Genomic DNA, 23,059 nt, shown 5'->3' on the forward strand with positions numbered 1-23,059 from the left:
TCGAGCCGTCGGCGGTCAGTTGCCGGTGGTGTGGCCGCGGCCCGCGTTGTCGGTGCCCGCCTTGATCAGGCTGGAGTGGGCGGCCGCCACGACGCGCTCGGCCGTGATGCCGAACTGCTCGTACAGCGTCTTGTAGTCGGCCGAGGCGCCGAAGTGCTCCAGGCTCACCGACTCCCCGGTGTCGCCGACGTAGCCGCGCCAGCCGAGGGCGATCCCGGCCTCGACCGACACGCGGGCCTTGACCGACGGCGGCAGGACCTGCTGCTTGTAGGCCTGGTCCTGCTCCTCGAACCATTCGACGCACGGCATCGAGACCACCCGGGTCGGGGTGCCCTCGGCCTCCAGCGTCTCGCGGGCCCGCACGGCGAGCTGCACCTCGCTGCCGGTCGCGATGATGATGACCTCGGGGGAGCCGTTGGAGGCGTCCACCAGGACGTAGCCGCCCTTGGCCACGCCGTCGGCGGGGGCGAAGCCGTTGCCGCGCTCGAAGGTCGGGATCTTCTGCCGGGTGAGCGCCAGGCCGGCCGGGCGGTCGGTGTGCTCCAGGATGGTGCGCCAGGCCACCGCGGTCTCGTTGGGGTCGCCGGGCCGGACCACGTCCAGCCCGGGGATGGCGCGCAGCGCCCACAGGTGCTCGATCGGCTGGTGGGTCGGGCCGTCCTCGCCCAGTCCGATGGAGTCGTGCGTCCACACGTAGGTCACGGGCAGCTTCATCAGCGCGGCGAGCCGTACCGCCGGGCGCATGTAGTCGCTGAAGACCAGGAACGTGCCGCCGTAGGGCCGGGTGCCGCCGTGCAGCGCGATGCCGTTGAGGATCGCGCCCATGGCGTGCTCGCGGATGCCGAAGTGCAGCGTGCGGCCGTACGGGCCGCCGGGGAAGTCCTTGGTCTGGAACTCCTCTGGGATGAAGGACGGCTCGCCCTTCATCGTGGTGTTGTTGCTCTCGGCGAGGTCGGCGGAGCCGCCCCACAGCTCGGGCAGCACCCCGGCCAGCGCGGTCAGCACCTCGCCGGAGGCGGCGCGGGTCGCCAGGTCCTTGCCGGGCTCGAACTCGGGCAGCTTGGCCGCCCAGCCCTCGGGCAGGCGGCGCGCCGCGATGCGGTCGTACTCGGCGGCGCGCTCGGCGTTGTTCTCGCGCCAGGCCGTGAACGACTTGTCCCACGCGGCGCGCAGCTCACGGCCGCGCTCGATGACGCGGTGGCTGTGCTCCAGCACCTCCTGGGGCACGTCGAAGGTCGCGGCCGGGTCGAGGCCCAGCACCTTCTTGGTCGCCGCGACCTCGTCGGCGCCGAGCGCCGAGCCGTGGATCTTGCCGGTGTTCTGCTTGTTGGGCGCGGGCCAGCCGATGATCGTGCGCAGCGCGATCAGCGACGGGCGCGAGGTCTCGGCCCGTGCGGCGGCGTAGGCCTTGGCCAGCTCCTGGACGTTCTCGGAGTACTCGTCGCCGGCCGTCCAGTCGACGGTCTGGACGTGCCACCCGTAGGCCTCGTAGCGGGCCCGCACGTCCTCCGAGAGCGCGATCTTGGTGTCGTCCTCGATGGAGATGTGGTTGTCGTCGTACAGCAGCACCAGGTTGCCCAGCCGCTGATGGGCGGCGAGCGCGCTGGCCTCGTGGCTGATGCCCTCCTCGATGTCACCGTCGGAGGCGAACGCCCAGATGGTGTGGTCGAACGGGGACTCGCCCTGACCGCTGTCGGGGTCGAACAGGCCGCGCTCGCGGCGCGCCGCCATCGCCATGCCGACCGCGTTGGCCAGACCCTGGCCCAGCGGGCCGGTCGTCGTCTCCACGCCCGCGGTGTGCCCGTGCTCGGGGTGGCCCGGCGTGAGGCTGTCCCACTTGCGCAGCGACTTGAGGTCGTTGAGGGTCAGCGGGTAACCCGACAGGTAGAGCTGGATGTAGAGGGTCAGGCTGGAGTGCCCGCAGGAGAGGACGAACCGGTCCCGGCCCGGCCAGGCGGGGTCGGTCGGGTCGTGTCTCAGGAACCGCTGAAAGAGCAGGTAGGCCGCCGGGGCCAGGCTCATCGCCGTGCCCGGGTGCCCGGAGCCCGCCTCCTCCACCGCGTCCATGGCGAGGGCGCGGACCGTGTCCACCGCCCGTCGGTCCAGGTCGGACCATTCAAACGTGCTGCTGTCCCTGCTCACGGAACGCCAGGCTCCTCTCGAACCGCTGTGCCGGCTTCACACCACAGCTTCAACGTCACTGCTTCGGATCTCTATGCCGTACGGCTCAGGCCGTACGTCCTCAACACGGCGCGTCGTCCTCGCCGTCGCTCACCGAAACGTGGCCCGTCCCGCTTTCCCCGTTGGACCGCCTGGTGCGGTCGTCTCGACGATCTTGGAGAACGAGGCCGTCACGCCCCGTCCCGGCGAAGATCACGCCCTGCCCTCCGAGCCTATCGAACCGGCGGACCGTACCTCTTGACGTCGCGGTGAACGGCGGGGCACGGGCGGCCCGCGCCGCACAATCCGACCCTTGCCCGATGATCCCGCTGACTAACCCCCCATGGGAGTGAACTCACGGGGGAGCCGAAGCCCCCACGAACTGTGATCCAGCGAACTCCGCGGCCCGCCCTCCGGCGCGTTCGGTGCCCCGGTGCTCGACCCTGGGAGGGGGCGCACTACAGTGATTGCGCGGTTGACAACAGCGGCCGCGGCAGTTTCACCAAGCCGATTCATCAAGCCGTAGGTGCGGCCCATCACGGGGGGCACCGCCGAGGTCTTGACCGGCCTCTCATGCCTACATGGACGTGGACCCGATTGTGACGGTGCTCAGTAACAAGCTCGACATCGAGCTGACCGAGGAGATGCCGGCGGAGCTCCCGGCGCCGCCGGCGGCGCCGGTGGCGGGCCGCAGGCCGGTGGGCGCGCTGGTGCGCGCCTACGTCGCGCTGACCAAGCCGCGCGTCATCGAGCTGCTGTTGATCACGACGCTGCCGGTGATGTTCCTGGCGGCGCGGGGAGTGCCGCCGCTCGGCGCCGCGCTGGCGACGCTGGTGTTCGGCACGATGTCGGCCGGGGCGGCCAACGCCATCAACTGCTACATCGACCGCGACATCGACGCCAAGATGCGCAGGACGCGGCGCCGCCCGCTGGCCCGGGCGCAGGTCTCGCCGGCCGAGGCGCTGATCTTCGGTGTGGTCCTGGCCGTGGGTTCCACGGCCGGGTTCGCGCTGACGGTCAACGTCCTCGCCGCGGCCCTCTCGGTCTTCGCGATCCTGTTCTACGTCTTCGTCTACTCGCTGCTGCTCAAGCGCCGCACCTCCCAGAACGTCGTCTGGGGCGGCATCGCGGGCTGCATGCCGGTGCTCATCGGCTGGGCCGCGATCACCGAGAGCCTGAGCTGGACCCCGTTCGTGATGTTCGGCGTGGTCTTCCTGTGGACCCCGCCGCACACCTGGACGCTCGCGATGCGCTACCGCGAGGACTACAAGCTGGCCAACGTCCCGATGCTGCCCGTGGTCGCCACCGAGCGCCGCGTCGTCGTCGAGAGCCTGCTCTACACCTGGGCGACGGTGGCCTGCTCGCTGGCGCTGTGGCCGGTGGCCGGGATGGGCCCGGTGTACGGGGCGGTCGCGGTCGTGCTGGGCGCGGTGTTCCTGCTCGAAGGGCACCGGCTGCTGCGGGCCGTGCGGGCGGGCGTGACCGGCGTCCACCTGCGGCCGATGCGCTTCTTCCACCTCTCGAACGTCTATCTGGCGCTGCTGTTCACCGCCGTCGCGATCGATCCGATGTTCTTCTGAGCGAGCCGCCCGCCTTAACGCGGCGCTGACGGGACGGTTACGCTCGCGACATGGCGCGTGTGGATCCCAAGGCGGTGCTCGAAGGGCGTGTTCCGGGACGGCCCTCGGTCGGCCTGATCATCGGCCTGGTCGTGTCCTCGTTGTGCGCCGTGGTCGCCCTGGGCGTCGACGCGCTCTGGGGCGGCGCGGGCTTCTGGGTCGGCGTGTTCCTCGCGATCCTGCCGATCCCGCTGCTCATCGCGCTGGCCCTGACGCTGGACCGGCTGGAGCCGGAGCCGCCGCGCGCCCTGGCGTTCGCGTTCATGTGGGGCGCCGGGGTGGCGGTGCTCGGCGCGCTCATCCTCAACACGCTCGGCCTGCTGTACGTGACCGTGCCGATCTTCGGTGAGACCGAGGGGCACTTCGTCAGCGCGACCTTCGGCGCACCGCTGGTCGAGGAGACACTGAAGGGCGCGGTGCTCTTCGTCCTGCTGTGGATACGCCGCAACGAGATCGACGGCTTCGCCGACGGCATCATCTACGCGACGATGGTGGGCCTCGGGTTCGCCATGATGGAGAACATCACCTACTACATGCGGGCGTACGAGGAGGGCGGCACACAGCAGCTGCAGGCCGTGTTCATCCTGCGCGGCCTCGTGGCCCCGCTGAGCCACCCGATCTTCACCTCGATGACCGGCCTCGGCGTCGCCTACGCCGCCACCCACCGCGGCAAGCAGGCCCTGGCACCGCTACTCGGACTGTTCGGCGCGATGGTCCTGCACGGCCTGTGGAACGGCGCCACCGCGTTCGGGCTGGGCGGCCTGGGCATCGTCTACCTGCTGGACTTCTGCGTCCTGATCATCCTGGTGGTCATCGTCGTGGTCGAGCGCCGCCACATCGTCCGCCGGATCGAGGCCTACCTGCCCACGTACGAGGGCACCGGCCTGGTCACCCCGCAGGACGTCCGGATGTTGCGCACGATCCCGTCGCGCCGTGCCGCCCGCCGCTGGGCCCGTTCGGTGGGCGGCCCGCCCGCCGGGCGCGCCATGCTCGACTACCAGCTGGCCGCGACGGAGCTGACCCTGCTCCACAAGCGGGCCGAGCGCGGCGTCGCCGAGCCCCTCTGGTTCGCCACCCGCCGCGACGCGTTGCTGGGCCTGATGGCGGCCGCCCGGCAGACCTTCCTCCGGACTCCGCCGCGGATGGCGGCACCCGCCGCACCACCGTGGGCTCCGCAGGGGCCGTCCGGCTTCATGCCGCCCCAGCCTCCGCCCGGGCCTCCGCCTGGGCCGCCTGGGCGCGGGCCTTATGGCTGACCCGGCGACCTTGGCCGGCATCTGACCCGGGGTCGGGTCAAGGTCGCCGGAGGGCGGCCATACGATGAATGCCGTGGCTGAGCGATCCGATGTCGTCCCCTCCCGCAATCCGCTGACCCGGGCGTGGTCCGCCGTGTGGCACCCCACCCCGGCGTCGCTGCGCCTGCTGGCGTTGCTCGGCGTGATCGGCAACGCGGGCATCATCGCGACCGGCGGCGCGGTCCGGGTCACCGAGTCGGGTCTCGGCTGCCCCGACTGGCCCAAGTGCACCGGCGACAGCCTCGTGCCGACCGCGCATCCCGAGCACGCCACCGTCAACATGGCGATCGAGTTCGGCAACCGGATGCTGACGTTCCTGGTGCTGGCGATCGGCGTGGCCGTCTTCGTCGCCGCGCTGCGGCTGCGCCCCCGCCGCCGGGACCTGCTGCTCCTGGCCGCCGCGCAGCCGGCGAGCGTGTTCGCCCAGGCCATCGTCGGCGGCATCGTGGTGCTCACCGAGCTCCACCCGGCCTCGGTGGGGCTGCACTTCCTGATCTCGCCGGCACTCCTGATCTTCTGCGTGGCCCTCTGGGTGCGGGCGGGCGAGGGTGACGCGGCGCCCCGCCCGCTGGCCGGACGGGCCGTCCGGCGGCTCATCCTGTCGGTCGTCGGCGTCACGGCCGTGCTCATGGTGGCCGGGACCGTCGTCACCGGCACCGGCCCGCACGCGGGCGATGCCGAGTCGCGCCGCTGGGGCTTCAACATCGAGGACGTCGCCCGCATCCACAGCGCCTTCGCCTGGCTCACGGTGGCCCTCACGGTCGTCCTGCTCGCGGTCCTGTGGCGGACCGGCGCGCCCGCGCCGCTGCGGCGCCGTGCCGTCGAGCTCTTCGTCATCGAGCTGGCCCAGGGCGCGATCGGCTACGTCCAGTACTTCACCGGGGTGCCCGCCGTGCTCGTCGTCCTGCACATGCTCGGCTCGGCGATCATGTGGATCGCGGCGCTGCGCGTGGTCTTCGCCGCCCGCGACCGCGGCCCCCTCGCCGCGCCCGCGGCCGTCACCGAGGAGCGCAGGACCCCGCAGCCCGCCTGACCGCCGTCACCCGGGTCAGGACTTGGCCAGGAAGGCGCGGAGGCGGTCCAGCGGCCAGGCGTTGATGACGTCGTCCGGGGTGAGCCAGCCGCGCTGGGCGGTGCCGACGCCGAAGCGGATGTTGCGATGGTGGCCGAGGGCGTGGGCGTCGGTGTCGATCGAGAACTTGACGCCGAGGCGCAGCGCGCGGCGGATCAGGTCGGCGGGCAGGTCCAGGCGGTCGGGGAACGAGTCGATCTCCAGGGCCGTGCCGGTGCGGGCGGCGGCGCGGAAGACCTCGTCCCAGTCGGCGTCCACGGGCGGGCGCTTGCCGATGAGCCGGGCGGTGGGGTGGCCGATGACGTGGACGTGGGGGTTTTCGCAGGCGCGGACGAGGCGGCGCGTCATGTCGGCCTTGTCCTGGGTGAACGCCGAGTGCACCGAGGCGACGCAGACGTCGAACCCGGCGAGGAATCCGGCGTCCCAGTCGACCCCGCCGTCGGGGTCGATGTTGAGCTCGGTGCCGTGCAGGAGCGTGAGGCCGGGGTACTTCGCCTGGAGCTCGCGGACCCGCTCGCGCTGGGCGAGCATCTTCTCGTCGGTCATGCGCTGCATGAACAGGTCGGGCGCGTGGTCGGTGATCGCGTAGTACTCCAGACCGCGGGCCGCGGCGGCCTCGACCATCTCCTCCAGGGTGGCCAGGCCGTCGGTGAGGTCGGTGTGGCTGTGCAGGTCACCCTTGAGATCCTCGACGGTGACGAGGCGGGGCAGCTCGCCCCTGAGGGCCGCCTCGATCTCGCCGCCGTCCTCGCGGAGGGCCGGGGGGATCCAGGGCAGGCCGAGCCGCTCGTAGACCTCCTCCTCCGTCTCGGAGACGATCAGCTCGCCGGAGCCGGCGTCGAAGAGGCCGTACTCGGAGAGCTTGAGGCCCGCGCGGACGGCGATCTCACGGGTGCGGATGTTGTGCGCCTGCGAGCCGGTGAAGTACTGCAGGGCGGCGCCCCAGGACTCCGGCGGGACGACCCGGAGATCGACCTGGAGGCCCCTGGTCGTGCGGACCGAGGTCTTCTTGTCGCCGCTCGCGATCACTTCGGTCACGTAGGGGAGGGCGGTGAACGCCTCCATGATCGGGTGGGGGTCGGTGGAGCCCGCGAGGATGTCGATGTCGCCGATGGTCTCGCGCATGCGGCGGAGGGATCCGGCGTAGGCGCAGCGCAGCACGGCGGGATGGGCGGCCAGCGCGGCCACGATCTCGTCGGCGAGGCCGGCGGCGACGTCGATCAGCACGCGTTCCCCGGACTGCCGCATGAGCTCGATGCCGCGCCGGATGTTGTCCTCGGTCTTGGTGCCGAACCCCTTGAGATCGCGCAGGCGGCCCTCCTCGATGGCCCGCGCCAGCTCGGGCACCGAGGAGATGCCGAGCTCCTCGTAGACGGCGAGCGCCTTCTCGGGGCCGAGCGTCGGGATCGTGGTCAGCGCGCGGACGCCCGCGGGGATCTGGACGCGCAGCTCCTCCACCTGGCGGATCGTGCCGGTGGTGAGGTAGTCGAGCACCTTCTTGGCGATCGCCTCGCCGACGGTCGGGATCTTCTTGAGCCCGGCCAGATCGAGCCCGGAGATGTCGTCGGGATGGCCCGCGATCGCCCGGGCGGCCTTCTCGTACGCCCGGATCTTGAAGGCGTCGCCGCCGGTGATGGAGAGGAGGTCGGCCAGCTCCTGGATGAGCTCGGCGGCCTCGTCGTTCGCGCGTGCCATGGACCCATCCTAGGGAGCGGGTCCGACAGCCCGGAGGTCAGCGCAGCGGCGCCGCCGGCCCGTCCGGCCGGTCGTGGCGGGCCTGGACGACCTCGTTCACGATGGCGGCCACGCGGTCCTCGGGGAGGCGCCGGTAGCCGTCGGCGGTGACCGACGCGATCACGGGGTAGAGGCGCCGCGTCAGGTCGGGGCCTCCGGTGGCGGCGTCGTCATCGGCGGCGTCATAGAGCGCCTGCACGCAAACGGCGGCGGCGTCGTCCTCCGACAGGTCGCGGCGGTAGAGCTTCTTGAGCGCGCCGTGCGCGTAGGGGGAGCCCGAGCCCTCGGCGTGGAAGTCGCGGGCCTCCTGCGGCGAGCCGATGATGTCGTAGGTGAAGATCCGCCCGGTGTCGGACTCCAGGTCGTACCCCGCGAAGAGCGGGACCACGGCCAGCCCCTGCAGGGCCTGGGCCAGGTTGGCCTGGATGACGGTGCCGAGGCGGCGGGCCTGGCCCTGCAGCGACAGCGTCACCGTCTCCATCTTCTCGTAGTGCTCCAGCTCCACCTGGAACAGCCGGACCATGTCGAGCGCCAGCCCGACGGTGCCGGCGAACGCGACCACCGAGTGCTCACCGGCCTTCTGGACCTTGTCCAGCTCGCGGTAGGCGATCTCGTTGCCCCGGGTGGCGCGCCGGTCGCCGGCCATCATCACGCCGCCGGGGAACGTCAGCGCCAGGATCGTGGTGCCGTGCGGCAGGTCCGGGACGTCCTTGCGCTCGCGGTTGACGGGCAGCAGCTCGGGCGCGCGGGTGCGCAGGAAGTCGACGAACGACGGTGAGCCCGCCTCGAAGAACTCGGGCGGCAGCCCCTCTTCTTCTCGCCAGGCGGTCACGGCGGCCCCTTTCCGTCGGAGATGCGGTCGTGGCGTCCTCTTCGATGATCCTAGTCAGGCTTCGGGCGCCTCGGGCGGGTCCTTCTGGCCGCGGGTGGCGCCCACGCAGGCCACGACCACGCAGCCGATCGCCAGCCATTGGCGGCCGGACAGGATCTCGCCGAGCAGCAGCACGCCGATCAGGGCGGCGACGGCCGGTTCGAGGCTCATCAGGATGCCGAAGACGCGGGCGGGCATGCGCCGCAGGGCCTCCAGCTCCAGGGTGTAGGGGATGACCGACGAGAGCAGGCCCACCCCGAGCCCGATGAGCAGGAGCTCGGGGCTGAGCAGGGCGGAGCCGCCCGAGGCCACCCCGATGGGCGCCATGGCGAGCGTGCCGACGATGCTGGCCACCGCGAGCCCGGTGGAGCCCGAGAAGCGCTTGCCGGTCGCGACGCTGAGGAGGATGTAGCCGGCCCAGCAGGCACCCGCCAGCACCGCGAACCCGATGCCCACCAGATCCAGTTCGCCGCCGCGCGCGAGCATCACCACGCCGCCGAAGGCCAGCAGCGCCCACACCACGTCGCGCAGGCGCCGCGAGGCCACGATGGAGACCATGAGCGGGCCCAGGAACTCGATGGTCACCGCGACGCCGAGCGGAATGCGCGAGAACGACTGGTAGATCGAGTAGTTCATCAGGGCGAGCGTCAGCCCGAACCCGACGGCCACGGCGAGATCGCTCCTGCTGTGGTCGCGGAGCACGGTCCGCAGGGCCCTACGGCCGAGGAAGCCCAGCACGATCGCCGACGTGCCGAGCCGCATGAGCACGATGGCGTCCGGCGAGATCCGGTCGAACATGTGCTTGGCCAGCCCGGCGCCCAGCTGCACCGACAGGATGCCGAACAGGATCAGCGCGGGTGGCGGCACCGCCCCGAGCGGCGACAGCGTCCGCGCACGGAGCACGAACCCGCCGGTCCCGCCCTGCGAACCGGGGGCCTCAGCGAGCGCCACAGATCACTCCCATCTGAAGAACCGTGCGGCCAGCGCGAGGCCGGCGACGGCCCAGACCGCGAGAACGAGCAGCGGCTTGCCGGGCAGGGCGGCGCCGTGCTGCACCACCTGCCGCAGCCCGTCGGCCAGCGCCGAGATCGGCAGCAGCTCCAGGGCGGACCGCGCCCCGGCGGGGAACTTGTCGAGCGGGAAGACCACGCCGCCGACCGCCAGCAGCAGGATGTAGACCAGGTTGGCCGCGGCCAGCGTGGCCTCGGCGCGCAGCGTCCCGGCCATCAGCAGCCCGAAACCGCTGAACGCGGCCGTGCCGAGCAGGATCAGCGCCACCACGGCGAACGGGTTGCCGTGCGGCTGCCAGCCCAGCGCGAGCGCCACCGCGGAGATCACCACGGCCTGCAGCGCCTCCACGGCGAGGACGGTCAGCGTCTTGGCGGCGATGAGGCCGGTGCGGGGCAGCGGGGTGGCCCCCAGCCGCTTGAGCACGCCGTACCGCCGCTCGAAGCCGGTGCCGATCGCCTGCCCGGTGAACGCGGTGGACATGACCGCCAGCGCAAGGATGCCGGGCGCGAGGAAGTCGACCCGGCGGCCCGTCCCGAGGTCCAGCAGCGAGGTCGCGCTGAACAGCGTGAGCAGCACCACCGGAATGATCATCGTGAGCAGCAGCTGCTCGCCGTTGCGCAGCATGGTGCGCAGCTCGTAGCCGGTCTGTGCCAGGATCATCCGCGGCAGCGGCACCGCCCCGGGCGCGGGCGTGAGGTCGAGCCGGGCGGCGGCCCGATCGGTGGTCACGAGCGCAGCTCCCGTCCGGTCAGCTCCAGGAAGACGTCCTCCAGAGTGCGGCGCTCGATGCGCAGGTCTTCGGTGAGGACGCCGTGCGAGGCGCACCAGGCGGTCACCGTGGCCAGCAGCTCGGGGCGCACGTCCCCTTCGACCAGGTAGTGCCCGGCGGGCGATTCCTTGGCGGCGCTCCCGTCCGGCAGCGCCGCGAGCAGCTCGTCGAGCCCGAGGCCGGGCCGGGCGCGGAAGCGCAGCTGCCGCTCCGCGCCGGTGAGCTCGGCAGGTGTGCCCTGCGCCACGACCCGGCCGTGGTCGACGATGACGACCTGGTCGGTGAGGCGCTCGGCCTCCTCCATGTGATGCGTCGTGAGCACCACCGAGACCCCGGCGTCCCGCAGCTCGCCGATCAGGTCCCAGGTCGCGAGGCGGGCCTGGGGGTCGAGCCCGGTGGTCGGCTCGTCGAGGAAGACCAGCTCGGGCCGCCCGACGATCGCCACGGCCAGCGAGAGCCGCTGCTGCTGGCCGCCCGACAGCCGGCGGAACGGCGTGCGCGCGTGCTCGGTGAGGCCGAGGCGCTCCAGCAGCGCGGCGGGATCGAGCGGGCGGGCGTGGAACGCGGCGACCAGCCGCAGGAACTCGGCCGCCCGCGCCGTGCCGGGCACGCCGCCCGACTGCGGCATCACGCCGACCCGGGGTTTGAGCGCCCGCGCGTCGCGGTGCGGATCGAGCCCGAGGACCCGCGCGGTGCCCGCGTCCGCGCGGCGGAAGCCCTCGCAGATCTCGATCGTCGTGGTCTTGCCCGCGCCGTTGGGGCCGAGAAGGGCCGTCACGGCGCCGCGTCCGGCCCGGAACGAGAGCCCGTCGACGGCGGTGGCCGCGCCGTAGCGCTTGACCAAGCCGTCGAGCTCGACGGCGCTCTCTTCCGGGGGTGCCATGGAGACGATTTTAGGCAGGGCCTCCGACAGCTCCGCGCGCGGCATCCCCGGTAGCGGCGGGATTCGGGAGTGAGACGCGACACGGTCATGAGCCGGTCATCCGATTGGACAGAAAGCGTCAAACAACATAGAAACGGACGTTCATGGACATGTGACCGCGACAGGGTGGGGGCGGCATGACGTTGTCCGCGGCCGAGCGCCGGGTCCTGGACGAGATCGCCGAGGGAACGGCCGCCGAGGATCCGGAGTACAGCCGGCGACTGTCGGCCTTCGGCGGGTACGAGGGCAGCGCGCTCGGCCTGCCGTCGCGCTGGGCGCTGCTGCCGGTGCTGCTCGTGGGTCTGCTGATGCTGGTGCTCGTCTTCGCCGCGGCCGCCACCGGCGAGCATGCCGGGAACGCGCGCAATCCGGCCACCGGAAGCTCGCAGATCCAGCACGGCTCCATAAGATAAAACTCGCTCAAAGCCAAACTCTCCCGCGCGGAAAGAAGCGTTCCTCCCGCTCGGCCCCTCGTGGTGGCGCAGATCTGGTCCCAGAGACGGCCGAGTTTGCCTGACAGGCCCCCGGGTAATCCGAGAATGTCGCCAGTGCGATGGCGGTGACCTGGGCTTCTGCTTCTGTCGGGGGGACACGAATGGGAGAGCCTAAAGCAGGCTGGGAAGCCGCCGAACTGACGAAAGCAGGTGCACAGGAACCGGAAAGAGAAGCCGTCGAAGGCGTCGGCGGTCCCAAACTCGGCTTGCCCGCGGCCACCGCGCTGGTGGTCGGAAACATCGTCGGCACCGGCATTTTCCTGCTCCCCGCCTCGCTCGCGGGAATCGGCACCATCAGCATCCTGGTCTTCGGCCTGGTCACCATCGGAGCGCTCGCCCTCGCCATCGTCTTCGGCAAGCTCGGCGCCCGGATCCCGGCCAGCGGCGGACCCTACGCCTACGCCCGCGACGCCTTCGGCGAGTTCCTGGGGTTCTGGACCGCGTGGTCGTTCTGGCTCACCGCGTGGATCGGCAACGCCGCGATCTCCTTCGCCTGGGTCGGCTACGTCAACTACTTCCTGAAGTGGGACAGCACCGCCGGCAAGCTCCTGATCGGCCTGGTCGGCCTCTGGATCCCCGCGCTGATCAACCTGAGCGGCGTCAAGAACATCGGCGCGTTCCAGATGGTCACGACCGTGCTGAAGTTCGTACCGCTGATCTTCGTCGGCATCGTCGGGCTGTTCTTCATCTCGGCGGGCAACTTCCCCGCCTTCAACGCCGGCGGCGACTCGTTCCTGGGCGCGCTCTCGCTGGCGGCCGGGCTGATCCTGTTCGCCTACTCCGGCATGGAGAGCGTCACGATCGTCGCCGAACGCGTCAAGGACCCGGAGCGCAACATCGGCAAGGCCAGCGTCTTCGGCGTCCTCGCCTGCGCGGCGATGTACATGCTCGCGACCGTGGCCGTCTTCGGCACCGTTCCCGCCGACCGCCTCGCCTCGTCCACCGCGCCGTTCGCCGACGCCATCAACAACATGTTCGGCGGCAGCCTCGGCGGCGGGCTGATGGCCGCCTGCGCGGTCGTCTCCGGCATCGGCGCGCTGAACGGCTGGACCATGCTCGTGGCCGAGATGCCGATGGCGGCGGCGCGCGACGGCATGTTCCCCAGGGCCTTCGGCAGGCTCTCGCGCCGTGACGCGCCCATCGTCGGAATCATCGTCGGCACGATCCTCACCTCGCTCATGCTGGCGTACGCCTACCTCGGGTCGGAGAGCGGCTTCGACACGATCCTGCTGCTCGCCTCCTTCACCACCGCCATCCCGTACTTCTTCTCGGCGGGCGCGCAACTGTTCTGGCTGGTCACCGGGGGCCGCGAGGTCAACAAGGCGCGGATGGCCAGAGACCTGGCGCTCGCCACGCTGGCCCTGCTGTTCGGCGCCTGGATCGTGTACGGCTCGGGCGAGTCCGCCGTCATGCTCGGCGTCCTCATGATGCTCGTCGGCGTGCCGGTCTACATCTGGACCAAGGCCAGGCGCGGGGAGTACGGCCCGATGGAGAGGCGGGCCGCCGCCGCCCGGGCGACCCGATCACTAGGAGGAACGTCATGACCTTCCACGTCGACTCCGAGGTCGGCAAGCTGCACCAGGTGCTGCTCCACAAGCCGGAGCTGTCGCTGAAGCGGCTCACCCCGTCCAATGCCGCCGACCTGCTGTTCGACGACGTGCTGTGGGTCCAGCGCGCGGGGGAGGAGCACGAGGAGTTCCAGGAGGTGCTGCGCTCCCACGGCGTGACGGTGCACCTGCTGCTGGACCTGCTGCGCGAGACGGTCGAGATCCCCGAGGCCAGGAAGCACATCCTCGACTACGTGATCGACCCGCACTGGTTCGGCCCGGTGTCCACCGATCCGATACGCAACAGGTTCGACTCGATGGACCTCAAGGAGCTCGCGTCGTTCCTCATCGGCGGCATCACCAAGCGCGAGCTGCTGGAGCGGATGGAGGAGCCCAAGTCCATCGCGTTCCACTCGCTGGACATGGACGACTTCATCCTGCCGCCGCTGCCCAACCACCTGTTCACGCGCGACACCTCGTGCTGGATCTACAACGGGGTCTCGATCAACGCGATGCGCAAGAAGGCCCGGATGCGCGAGACCGTGAACATGGAGGCCATCTACCGGTGGCACCCGATGTTCGCCGAGGGCTACGGCAGTCCGGAGACGGGCGGCTTCAACGTGTGGAACGAGGGGCTCGCGATGGCCCCGGCCACGATCGAGGGCGGCGACGTCCTGGTCATCGGCAAGGGCTCGGTCCTCGTCGGCATGAGCGAGCGCACCCAGCCGCAGGCGGTGGAGATGCTCGCCCAGTCGCTGTTCGCCAGAACGGGCGCCAAGAAGATCGTCGCGCTGCAGATGCCGCAGAAACGGGCGTTCATGCACCTCGACACGGTGCTGACGATGGTCGACCACGGGGTCTTCACCAAGTACGCCGGCATGGGGATGCTGCCCTCGTACACCGTCGAGCCCGGTGACACCGAGAAGGAGCTCAAGATCACCGACCACCCGGCCGAGGACATGCACCGGGCCATCGCCGCGGCGCTCGACCTGGACGACATCACGGTGCTCACCGCGACCCAGGACGCCTTCGCCGCCGAGCGCGAGCAGTGGGACGACGGCTCCAACGCGCTCGCCATCGAACCGGGGGTCGTGATCGCCTACGAGCGCAACACCACCACCAACAACCACCTGCGCAACAACGGCGTCGAGGTGCTGACCATCCGCGGCAGCGAGCTCGGCCGCGGCCGCGGCGGGCCGCGCTGCATGAGCTGCCCGCTCGAACGCGGCGCCTGACCGCGCCGGCCACCCGAACTCCAGCCGAGCACGTACGGAGGACACGACGACCATGGCATTCAACCTGCGCGGGCGCAGCTTCCTCAAGGAGCTGGACTTCACGTCCAAGGAGTGGACGTTCCTCCTCGACCTGTCGGCCGACCTCAAGGCGGCCAAGTACGCCGGCACCGAGCGGCGGCACCTGGCCGGCAAGAACATCGCGCTGATCTTCGAGAAGACCTCGACCCGTACCCGGTGCGCCTTCGAGGTCGGCGCGCACGACCAGGGCGCCCAGGTCACGTACCTGGATCCGAGCGGCTCCCAGATGGGCCACAAGGAGTCGTTCAAGGACACCGCCCGCGTGCTGGGGCGGATGTTCGACGGCATCGAGTACCGCGGCAGGAGCCAGCGGGCCGTGGAGGAGCTCGCCCAGTACTCCGGCGTCCCCGTCTGGAACGGCCTGACCGACGAGTGGCATCCCACGCAGATGCTGGCCGACCAGCTCACGATGCGCGAGCACAGCGACAAGCCGCTCCGCCGGGTCACCTTCGCCTACCTCGGTGACGCCCGCAACAACATGGCCCACTCCTACATCGTGTCCGGTGCCCTGATGGGCATGGACGTGCGGATCGTGGCGCCCAAGACGCTCTGGCCCGACCAGGACATGGTGGTCAAGCCCGCCAGGGAGATGGCGGCCAGGACGGGCGCCGCCATCACGATCACCGAGAAGGTGAACGAGGGCGTCAAGGGGGCCGACTTCGTGCTGACCGACGTGTGGGTGTCGATGGGCGAGCCCGCCGAGGTCTGGAGCGAGCGGATCAGCCTGTTGCAGAAGTACCAGGTGAACGCCAAGGTGCTGAAGGCCACCGGCAACCCGGAAGTGAAGTTCATGCACTGCCTGCCCGCCTTCCACAACCGCGAGACCGCGATCGGCGAGCAGCTCTACGAGAAGACCGGCCTGGACGCACTGGAGGTGACCGAGGACGTCTTCGAGTCCGACGCCTCGATCGTCTTCGACGAGGCCGAGAACCGGCTGCACACCATCAAGGCGATCATGGTCGCCACGCTCGGCTGAAGGGGGAGGGGCATGCGCGTCGTCGTCGCGCTCGGGGGGAACGCGCTCATGCGGCGCGGGGACAAGCCCGACGCCGATACGCAGCGGGCCAACGTCCGGAACGCGATCAAGTGCCTGGCGCCGATGGCCGAACGGCACGAACTGGTCATCACGCACGGGAACGGGCCGCAGGTGGGGGTGCTCGCCCTGGAGAGCGTCAACGACGCCAACCTGTCGCGGCCGTATCCGCTCGACACGATCGGCGCCGAGACCCAGGGCATGATCGGCTACTGGATCCTCCAGGCGCTGCAGAACGCCCTGCCCGGCCGGCAGGTGCTGGCGCTGGTCACCCAGACGCTGGTCTCCGCGGTCGACCCGGCGTTCGGCGACCCGACCAAGTTCGTGGGGCAGGTCTACGGCGAGGACGAGGCCCGCAAGCTGGCCGGCGAGTACGGCTGGACCGTCAAGCAGGACGGGGAGTACTGGCGCCGTGTGGTGCCATCGCCCAAGCCGCAGCGCGTCATCGAGACCAGGCTCATCCGCCGGCAGGTCCGGACGGGCACGGTCGTGATCTGCGCGGGCGGCGGCGGCGTCCCGGTCGTCCGCAACGACGTCGGGCAGCTCGAAGGCGTCGAGGCGGTCATCGACAAGGACCTCACCGCGGCTCTGCTCGCCGAGACGCTGGAGGCGGACGCGTTCCTGATCCTCACCGACGTGCCCCGGGTCATGCGGAACTTCGGCACGCCCAGACAGGAGGAGATCACGCACACCACACCGCACGAGCTGCGTGCCGAGAACTTCCCGGCCGGTTCGATGGGACCCAAGGTGGACGCCGTGTGCGGGTTCGTGGAGAAGACCGGCGACATGGCCGCGATCGGGCGGCTCGACCAGTGCCTGCAGATCCTCGAAGGCGCCGCGGGCACGATCGTCACGCCCAACGCCATGTGGCCGCTGACCAGCACACTTTGACACCGGCCGGATGACATGGCGGCCCCCGCGCCATTCGACGCCGAGATGTGGGAACGGGGGGAAGCGTGGCCACGGAAAAGAGACCGGGCGCCCAGGCGGGCTCACCGCTGCGCAGCCTGTTCAGGACCAAGCCGGTAGACCAGATCCTCAGCGAGGGCGGGCACGGCCAGGGCGGCGAGCTCAAGCGCTCGATGAGCCTGCTGCAGCTGACGCTGTTCAGCGTGGGCGCCACGCTCGGCACCGGCATCTTCTTCGTGCTGGGGCAGGCGGTCCCGGTGGCGGGCCCGGCGGTGGTGCTGGGATTCGTGCTCGCCGCCGTCACCGCGCTGTTCTCGGCGCTGTCGTACGCGGAACTGGCGGGGACCATCCCGGTCTCCGGGTCGTCCTACTCCTATACCTACGCCACCATGGGCGAGCTCGTCGCGTGGGTGTGCGGCTGGTGCCTGCTGCTGGAGTACGCGGTGTCGGTCTCAGCGGTGGCGTCGAGCTGGGGCGGGTACCTGAACGAGTTCTTCCACTCGGCGTTCGGCTTCAGCATTCCGCCCGCGATCAGCCACTCGCCGGGGGACAGCGGCGGGATGGTCAACCTGCCCGCCGTGGTCATCGTCATGCTGGCCATGCTCCTGCTGCTGCGCGGCACCTCCGAGAGCGCCACCGCCAACACGATCATGGTGATGCTCAAGATCGCGGTGCTGGCGTTCTTCTGCTTCGTCGCCTTCACCGCCTTCCACACCGGCAACTTCTCCGACTTCGCCCCGATGGGCTGGGCGGGGATCAGCGCGGCGGGCTCGAAGGTCTTCTTCTCCTACATCGGCTTCGACGCCGCCTCGACCGCCGGCGAGGAGGCCAAGAACCCCAGGCGCGACCTCCCGCTCGCGATCCTGCTCTCGCTGGTGATCGTGACGGTGGTCTACGTGCTGGTCGGCATCGCCGCGGTGGGCGTCATGGCCTGGGGCGACTTCACGTCCACGACCTCGCTGGCGGACGTGCTGAACCTCGCCACCGGCGACAGCAGATGGGCCGCGCTCATCCTGTCGTTCGGCGTCGTCATCTCGATGGGCACGGTGGTGCTGACCGTGCTGTACGGCCAGACCCGCATCCTGTTCGCGATGTCGCGCGACGGGCTCATCCCCAAGATCTTCCAGCGGGTGAGCCGGACGCAGGTGCCGGTGGCCAACACGATCATGGTGTCGGCGTTCGTCGCGATCCTGGCGGCGGTGGTGCCGCTCGGCCAGCTGGCCGAGGCGACGAGCATCGGCACGCTCTTCGCGTTCGCCCTCGTGAACCTCGGCGTCATCGTGCTGCGGCGGACCCGGCCCGAGATGCCGCGCAGCTTCCGCACCCCGCTGTTCCCGGTCACGCCGCTGCTCGGCGTCGCCTTCTGCCTCTACCTCGTGTACGGCCTCGACACGATCACCTGGGTGGTCTTCCTGATCTGGACCGCGGCCGGGCTCGCCGCCTATTTCGCCTACGGCCGCCGTCACTCCAACCTGGCGCGGCGCACCGGGCCGCCGTCCGCCCCACCCGCTAAGGAGCTGGGATGACCGATCTGCGAGTGCTCGCCGGATACTCGCCCGACGACCGCGGGGACGACGCCCTGACGCTGGCGTCCCTGATCGTGCGGATCGCCGGGGCGCGGCTGACCGTGGCGAACGTCCATCCGCCCGCCTGGCCCGCCCGCGGTCCGGGCTCGGTGGACGCCGAATGGGTGGCCTACCTCAAGGAGCAGTCCGAGCTGGCGCTCGCCCAGGCCGCGGACCACCTCACCAAGGCCAAGGTGCCCAAGAAGGACCTGGACTTCGTCGTCCGGGCCAACCGGGGCAGCGGGCGGGGCCTGCTGGAGGTCGGCGGGGAGGCCGAGGCCGGGCTGATCGTCATCGGCTCCGCGCCCCGCGGGCGGCGCGGCCGCATCGCCATCGGCAGCACCGCGGACCAGCTGCTGCACGGTTCGCCGGTGCCGGTCATGCTGGCGCCGCGCGGCTACGCCGAGGACGCGCCGAAGAGGTTCGAGCGGCTCACGATCGCGTACTGGCGGCGTTCGGCGACCGAACCGGCGCTCGCCACGGCCGCCCGCCTGGCCAGGTCGCTCGAACTGCCCGTACGGCTGGTCACGCTGGTCCTGCGCCCGCCGGGCCTGGCGGCCAAGTTCCGGAACGCCGAGGAGGTCATGCGGCGGCAGCTCGCGCAGGCCGAGAAGGACCTGGCGCACGCCGCCGGGCTGGTCGGCGCCGACGCGGAGGTCACCACCGAGGCGATCATGGGAACCGGCGTCACCAAGACCCTCGGCTCGCTGGACGTGCTCCCCGGCGAGATCCTCGCCTGCATGTCCAGCCATGACGGACCGCTGCGCAAGGTGTTCCTCGGTGAGAGCTCCGGAAAGATCGTCCGTGCCGCCCCCTGCCCCGTCGTGGTGCTGCCGCGTGGCACGCCCGGCCGCTGACCGGCCGCTGACCGGGTTTAGCGGGGGCATCCCGGCCGGTCCGCCGAGGGGCATAGAGTGTGCCCGGCATGCCTGCCGGCGCGCGGCGAAGTGGTGGAGTACGACCCGGAAACGCCGCGAAAGCCCAGGTTAGGTAAGGCTAACCTGCGTGAGCTAAGACATCAGGATTCGTTTGTTCCTCGGGAAGGAATTACGGCACACTGATGTTGTGAAAAACGTGAGCGAGACGACGAGCGTCGCCAGGGCCGCCTCCGCGCGGCCTTCCGGCATGCCGTCGGGCGCCGGCCACGGCGAGCGTGACACGCGCGCGCGGGTGGCCCGGCTCATTCTCGAGCACGGTCCCATCACGGCCTCCGCGCTGGGGGAACGGATGGGGCTCACGCCCGCCGCCATCCGGCGCCATCTGGACGCCCTCCTGGGGGAGGGGATGGTCGAGGTCGAGACCCGGCGGTCCCGGTCGCAGGGGCAGCGCGGGCGGGGACGTCCGGCCAAGTGGTTCGTGATCACCGACGCCGGGCGCAACGCCTTCGTGCACGCCTACGACGACCTTGCGACCAGCGCGCTGCGGTTCCTCGCCGAGACGGCGGGGGCGCACGCGGTGGCCGAGTTCGCGCGGCGCCAGATCGCCGATCTGGAACGGCGCTACACCCCGGTCGTCCAGGAGGCACCGCCGCACCAGCGGGTACGCAAGCTGGCCGAGGCCCTGTCGGCCGACGGCTACGCCGCCGCGGCGGCCAAGGCCCCCCAGACCGTGTCCGGGGAGGCAGGCGGAGAGCAGCTCTGCCAGCACCACTGCCCGGTCGCGCACGTGGCCGCGGAGTTCCCGCAGCTGTGCGAGGCCGAGACGGAGGCCTTCAGCAGACTGCTGGGGACCCCGGTCCAGCGCCTGGCGACGATCGCCCACGGCGACGGGATCTGCACCACCCACGTCAGCCCCCGGTCCCTCTGCGGAGGGACGGATGCCGACGGCACCGACATGAAAAACGAGGAGTCCGGGAGGACGTCCCTATGACTACGGCAGCCCACCCCGAGCTGGAAGGGCTTGACAAGTACAAGTTCGGCTGGGCCGACTCGGATGTGGCCGGCGCCTCCGCGCGCCGCGGCCTCAACGAGGATGTCGCGCGCGACATCTCGGCCAAGAAGGGCGAGCCGGACTGGATGCTCGACCTGCGCCTCAAGGGGCTGCGGCTGTTCGACAAGAAGCCGATGCCCTCCTGGGGCTCGGACCTGTCGGCCATCGACTTCGACAACATCAAGTACTTCGTCCGCTCCACCGAGAAGCAGGCCACGTCCTGGGAGGAGCTCCCCGAGGACATCAAGAACACCTACGACAGGCTGGGCATCCCCGAGGCGGAGAAGCAGCGCCTCGTCGCGGGCGTCGCGGCGCAGTACGAGTCCGAGGTGGTCTACCACAAGATCCGTGAGGACCTCGAGGAGAAGGGCGTCATCTTCCTCGACACCGACACCGGCCTCAAGGAGCACCCGGAGATCTTCCAGGAGTACTTCGGCTCGGTGATCCCGGTCGGCGACAACAAGTTCGCCGCGCTCAACACGGCCGTGTGGTCGGGCGGGTCGTTCATCTACGTGCCGCCGGGCGTGCACGTCGAGATCCCGCTGCAGGCCTACTTCCGGATCAACACCGAGAACATGGGCCAGTTCGAGCGGACCCTGATCATCGCGGACGAGGGCTCGTACGTGCACTACGTCGAGGGCTGTACCGCGCCGATCTACAAGTCCGACTCGCTGCACTCCGCGGTCGTCGAGATCGTCGTGAAGAAGGACGCCCGCGTCCGCTACACGACCATCCAGAACTGGTCCAACAACGTCTACAACCTGGTGACCAAGCGCGCCGTCGCCTACGAGGGCGCCACCATGGAGTGGGTCGACGGCAACATCGGCTCCAAGGTCACCATGAAGTACCCGGCCGTCTACCTGCTGGGCGAGCACGCCAAGGGCGAGACGCTGTCGATCGCGTTCGCCGGCGAGGGCCAGCACCAGGACGCCGGGGCCAAGATGGTGCACGCGGCCCCGCACACCTCCAGCAGCGTCGTCTCCAAGTCGGTGGCGCGCGGCGGCGGGCGCACGTCCTACCGCGGCCTGGTCCAGATCCAGGAGGGCGCCGCGCACTCCAAGTCCACGGTCAAGTGCGACGCGCTCCTGGTCGACCAGATCAGCCGTTCCGACACCTACCCCTACGTCGACGTCCGCGAGGACGACGCGGAGATGGGCCACGAGGCCACGGTCTCCAAGGTGTCGGAGGACCAGCTGTTCTACCTCATGAGCCGCGGCATGACCGAGGACGAGGCGATGGCGATGATCGTGCGCGGCTTCGTCGAGCCGATCGCGCGCGAGCTGCCCATGGAATACGCCCTTGAGCTCAACCGGCTCATCGAGCTGCAGATGGAAGGAGCCGTCGGCTGATGGGGCTGGACAGTCGGCCTCTCTCGACCTTGCACGAGAAGGCCTCCTACGACGTCGCCGACTTCGAGGTGCCGTCGGGCCGCGAGGAGGAGTGGCGGTTCACCCCGCTGCGCCGCCTGCGCGGCCTGCACAACGGCACCGCGGAGCCGACCGGCAAGGTGATCGTCGAGGTCCAGGCGGCACCTGAGGTCACCGTCGAGACAGTCGGCCGTGACGACGAGCGGCTCGGCGGCGCCTACGTGCCCGCCGACCGGGTGAGCGCGCAGGCGTACGCCTCGTTCACCCAGGCCACCGTCGTCACCGTGCCCAAGGAGGCGGTCGCCTCCGCGCCGACGGTGATCCGCACCCGCGGGGAGCACGGCGAAGGCGCCGCCTACGGCCACACCACGGTCATCCTGGAGCCGTTCGCCGAGGCCACGGTCGTGCTCAGCCACCGCGGCAGCGCCACCTACGCCGACAACGTCGAGTTCGTCGTCGGCGACGGCGCGCGGCTCTCGGTGATCAGCGTGCAGGACTGGGCCGACGACGCCGTGCACGTCTCGCACCAGCACGCCAAGCTGGCCCGCGACGCGCGGTTCGTCAGCCACAACATCAGCCTCGGCGGCGACGTCGTGCGGATCTCGCCGTCGGTCGTCTACGACGCGCCCGGCGGCGACGCCGAGCTCTACGGCGTCTACTTCGCCGACGGCGGCCAGCACCTGGAGCACCGCCTCCTGGTCGACCACGTCGTCCCGCACTGCCGCAGCCGGGTCGACTACCGCGGCGCGCTGCAGGACCAGGACGCGCACGCCGTCTGGATCGGCGACGTGATCATCCGCGCCGAGGCCGAGGGCACCGACACCTACGAGCTCAACCGCAACCTGGTGCTCACCGACGGCACCCGGGTCGACTCCGTGCCCAACCTGGAGATCCTCACCGGTGAGGTCGCGGGCGCCGGCCACGCCTCGGCGTCGGGGCGGCTGGACGACGAGCACCTGTTCTACCTGCAGGCTCGCGGCATCCCGTTCGACGAGGCCCGCCGCATGGTCGTGCGCGGCTTCCTCGGCCAGCTCATCGAGCGCATCGAGGTCGCCGAGGTCCGCGAGAAGGTGCGGGAGGCGATCGAGGCCGAGCTCGACCAGGGAGCGGCCGGCCGATGAGCTTCGTCAAGGTGTGCCCGCTGGCCGAGATCCCCGCCGACGGCGCGCTGGCCGTCGAGATCGACGACACGCCGGTCGCGCTGGTGCGCAGCGGCGAGGGCGTGTACGCGCTCAACGACATCTGCTCGCACGCCGAGGTCTCCCTCTCCGAGGGGGAGGTCTACGACGGCACGATCGAGTGCTGGCTGCACGGATCGTGCTTCGACCTGCGCTCGGGCAAGCCCACCAACCCGCCGGCCACGCAGCCGGTCGCCACCTACAAGGTCAAGGTCGAGGACGGCGACGTCTACGTCTCGCTCGGCTCCGACGACTGAACAACGAGAGAGCT

General features: G+C 70.7%; 20 protein-coding genes. 14 read left to right on the plus strand and 6 right to left on the minus strand.

Going from position 1 to position 23,059, the window contains the following annotated elements:
• Positions 1–15: 15 nt before the first annotated feature.
• The gene (gene tkt / locus ABD333_RS12485) at positions 16–2,142 is read right to left on the minus strand and encodes a transketolase (protein ID WP_344540633.1); all 2,127 of its coding nucleotides are present in this window, start codon (positions 2,140–2,142) and stop codon (positions 16–18) included.
• 662 nt (positions 2,143–2,804) lie between these two features.
• Between tkt and ABD333_RS12490 the strand changes: the two genes are divergently transcribed.
• From ABD333_RS12490 to ABD333_RS12500, 3 genes are all read left to right on the plus strand, one after another.
• Positions 2,805–3,740: a heme o synthase gene (locus ABD333_RS12490; RefSeq protein WP_344541556.1), complete on the plus strand. Its 936-nt coding sequence runs from the start codon at positions 2,805–2,807 to the stop codon at positions 3,738–3,740.
• Between the two features lie 50 nt (positions 3,741–3,790).
• A complete protein-coding gene (locus tag ABD333_RS12495) occupies positions 3,791–5,035 on the plus strand; it encodes a PrsW family intramembrane metalloprotease (protein WP_344540635.1) in 1,245 nt (414 codons plus the stop codon).
• A 73-nt stretch (positions 5,036–5,108) separates the two neighbouring features.
• Positions 5,109–6,107, plus strand: a complete 999-nt coding sequence (locus tag ABD333_RS12500) for a COX15/CtaA family protein (protein WP_344540637.1) — start codon at positions 5,109–5,111, stop codon at positions 6,105–6,107.
• 15 nt (positions 6,108–6,122) lie between these two features.
• Here ABD333_RS12500 and polX read toward each other — a convergent pair whose 3' ends face one another.
• Genes polX through ABD333_RS12525 form a run of 5 tightly spaced genes read right to left on the minus strand, consistent with a single transcriptional unit; the run spans position 6,123 to position 11,414 of the window.
• Positions 6,123–7,841 carry a DNA polymerase/3'-5' exonuclease PolX gene (gene polX, locus ABD333_RS12505; protein WP_344540638.1) on the minus strand — a complete coding sequence of 573 codons (1,719 nt, stop codon included), beginning with the start codon at positions 7,839–7,841 and terminating at the stop codon, positions 6,123–6,125.
• Positions 7,842–7,878: 37 nt separating this feature from the next.
• Entirely contained in the window at positions 7,879–8,712 is an 834-nt protein-coding gene (prcB, locus tag ABD333_RS12510; RefSeq protein WP_344540639.1) for a proteasome subunit beta, read from the minus strand.
• A 54-nt stretch (positions 8,713–8,766) separates the two neighbouring features.
• Positions 8,767–9,702, minus strand: coding sequence for an EamA family transporter (locus ABD333_RS12515; protein WP_344540641.1), 936 nt, complete (start codon positions 9,700–9,702; stop codon positions 8,767–8,769).
• Between the two features lie 3 nt (positions 9,703–9,705).
• Positions 9,706–10,491, minus strand: coding sequence for an ABC transporter permease (locus tag ABD333_RS12520; RefSeq protein ID WP_410556165.1), 786 nt, complete (start codon positions 10,489–10,491; stop codon positions 9,706–9,708).
• Complete coding sequence (locus ABD333_RS12525) at positions 10,488–11,414, minus strand: ABC transporter ATP-binding protein (RefSeq protein ID WP_344540643.1); 927 nt, start codon at positions 11,412–11,414, stop codon at positions 10,488–10,490. Before ABD333_RS12525 ends, ABD333_RS12520 begins: the two co-directional genes overlap by 4 nt.
• Positions 11,415–11,590: 176 nt before the next feature.
• On the opposite strand from ABD333_RS12525, the gene ABD333_RS12530 reads away from it, so the two are divergent.
• The 11 genes from ABD333_RS12530 to ABD333_RS12580 all read left to right on the plus strand — a co-directional run bounded on the left by ABD333_RS12530 (position 11,591) and on the right by ABD333_RS12580 (position 23,045).
• Positions 11,591–11,866, plus strand: coding sequence for a DUF3040 domain-containing protein (locus tag ABD333_RS12530; RefSeq protein WP_344540645.1), 276 nt, complete (start codon positions 11,591–11,593; stop codon positions 11,864–11,866).
• A gap of 287 nt (positions 11,867–12,153) precedes the next feature.
• Positions 12,154–13,491, plus strand: coding sequence for an amino acid permease (locus ABD333_RS12535; RefSeq protein ID WP_344540647.1), 1,338 nt, complete (start codon positions 12,154–12,156; stop codon positions 13,489–13,491).
• Positions 13,488–14,729, plus strand: a complete 1,242-nt coding sequence (locus tag ABD333_RS12540) for an arginine deiminase (protein ID WP_344540649.1) — start codon at positions 13,488–13,490, stop codon at positions 14,727–14,729. Before ABD333_RS12535 ends, ABD333_RS12540 begins: the two co-directional genes overlap by 4 nt.
• A gap of 52 nt (positions 14,730–14,781) precedes the next feature.
• Positions 14,782–15,783: an ornithine carbamoyltransferase gene (gene argF, locus ABD333_RS12545; RefSeq protein ID WP_344540651.1), complete on the plus strand. Its 1,002-nt coding sequence runs from the start codon at positions 14,782–14,784 to the stop codon at positions 15,781–15,783.
• Between the two features lie 12 nt (positions 15,784–15,795).
• Positions 15,796–16,731 (plus strand): carbamate kinase, encoded by a 936-nt coding sequence (gene arcC / locus ABD333_RS12550; RefSeq protein WP_344540653.1) that lies wholly within the window; start codon positions 15,796–15,798, stop codon positions 16,729–16,731.
• Positions 16,732–16,796: 65 nt separating this feature from the next.
• Positions 16,797–18,275: an amino acid permease gene (locus ABD333_RS12555; protein ID WP_344540654.1), complete on the plus strand. Its 1,479-nt coding sequence runs from the start codon at positions 16,797–16,799 to the stop codon at positions 18,273–18,275.
• Positions 18,272–19,171 (plus strand): universal stress protein, encoded by a 900-nt coding sequence (locus ABD333_RS12560; protein ID WP_344540656.1) that lies wholly within the window; start codon positions 18,272–18,274, stop codon positions 19,169–19,171. The genes ABD333_RS12555 and ABD333_RS12560 overlap by 4 nt, the downstream gene beginning before the upstream one ends.
• 268 nt (positions 19,172–19,439) lie before the next feature.
• Positions 19,440–20,183: a helix-turn-helix transcriptional regulator gene (locus ABD333_RS12565; protein WP_344541560.1), complete on the plus strand. Its 744-nt coding sequence runs from the start codon at positions 19,440–19,442 to the stop codon at positions 20,181–20,183.
• Positions 20,180–21,592 carry a Fe-S cluster assembly protein SufB gene (gene sufB, locus ABD333_RS12570; protein ID WP_344540658.1) on the plus strand — a complete coding sequence of 471 codons (1,413 nt, stop codon included), beginning with the start codon at positions 20,180–20,182 and terminating at the stop codon, positions 21,590–21,592. The genes ABD333_RS12565 and sufB overlap by 4 nt, the downstream gene beginning before the upstream one ends.
• Complete coding sequence (sufD, locus tag ABD333_RS12575) at positions 21,592–22,731, plus strand: Fe-S cluster assembly protein SufD (protein ID WP_344540659.1); 1,140 nt, start codon at positions 21,592–21,594, stop codon at positions 22,729–22,731. Before sufB ends, sufD begins: the two co-directional genes overlap by 1 nt.
• Positions 22,728–23,045, plus strand: a complete 318-nt coding sequence (locus ABD333_RS12580) for a non-heme iron oxygenase ferredoxin subunit (RefSeq protein WP_344540661.1) — start codon at positions 22,728–22,730, stop codon at positions 23,043–23,045. Before sufD ends, ABD333_RS12580 begins: the two co-directional genes overlap by 4 nt.
• Positions 23,046–23,059 lie beyond the last annotated feature (14 nt).

The sequence above is a fragment of the Actinomadura fulvescens genome (assembly GCF_039533225.1).
Taxonomy (GTDB): Bacteria; Actinomycetota; Actinomycetes; order Streptosporangiales; family Streptosporangiaceae; genus Spirillospora; species Spirillospora fulvescens.

Excerpts from the sequence above, each read along its gene's own strand:
- ABD333_RS12490 (WP_344541556.1), top strand. The coding sequence starts at position 2,805 with ATGCCGGCGGAGCTCCCGGCGCCGCCGGCGGCGCCGGTGGCGGGCCGC.
- ABD333_RS12495 (WP_344540635.1), top strand. The coding sequence starts at position 3,791 with ATGGCGCGTGTGGATCCCAAGGCGGTGCTCGAAGGGCGTGTTCCGGGA.
- polX (WP_344540638.1), bottom strand. The coding sequence starts at position 7,841 with ATGGCACGCGCGAACGACGAGGCCGCCGAGCTCATCCAGGAGCTGGCC.
- ABD333_RS12525 (WP_344540643.1), bottom strand. The coding sequence starts at position 11,414 with ATGGCACCCCCGGAAGAGAGCGCCGTCGAGCTCGACGGCTTGGTCAAG.
- ABD333_RS12530 (WP_344540645.1), top strand. The coding sequence starts at position 11,591 with ATGACGTTGTCCGCGGCCGAGCGCCGGGTCCTGGACGAGATCGCCGAG.
- ABD333_RS12540 (WP_344540649.1), top strand. The coding sequence starts at position 13,488 with ATGACCTTCCACGTCGACTCCGAGGTCGGCAAGCTGCACCAGGTGCTG.
- argF (WP_344540651.1), top strand. The coding sequence starts at position 14,782 with ATGGCATTCAACCTGCGCGGGCGCAGCTTCCTCAAGGAGCTGGACTTC.
- arcC (WP_344540653.1), top strand. The coding sequence starts at position 15,796 with ATGCGCGTCGTCGTCGCGCTCGGGGGGAACGCGCTCATGCGGCGCGGG.
- ABD333_RS12560 (WP_344540656.1), top strand. The coding sequence starts at position 18,272 with ATGACCGATCTGCGAGTGCTCGCCGGATACTCGCCCGACGACCGCGGG.
- ABD333_RS12565 (WP_344541560.1), top strand. The coding sequence starts at position 19,440 with ATGCCGTCGGGCGCCGGCCACGGCGAGCGTGACACGCGCGCGCGGGTG.
- sufB (WP_344540658.1), top strand. The coding sequence starts at position 20,180 with ATGACTACGGCAGCCCACCCCGAGCTGGAAGGGCTTGACAAGTACAAG.
- sufD (WP_344540659.1), top strand. The coding sequence starts at position 21,592 with ATGGGGCTGGACAGTCGGCCTCTCTCGACCTTGCACGAGAAGGCCTCC.
- ABD333_RS12580 (WP_344540661.1), top strand. The coding sequence starts at position 22,728 with ATGAGCTTCGTCAAGGTGTGCCCGCTGGCCGAGATCCCCGCCGACGGC.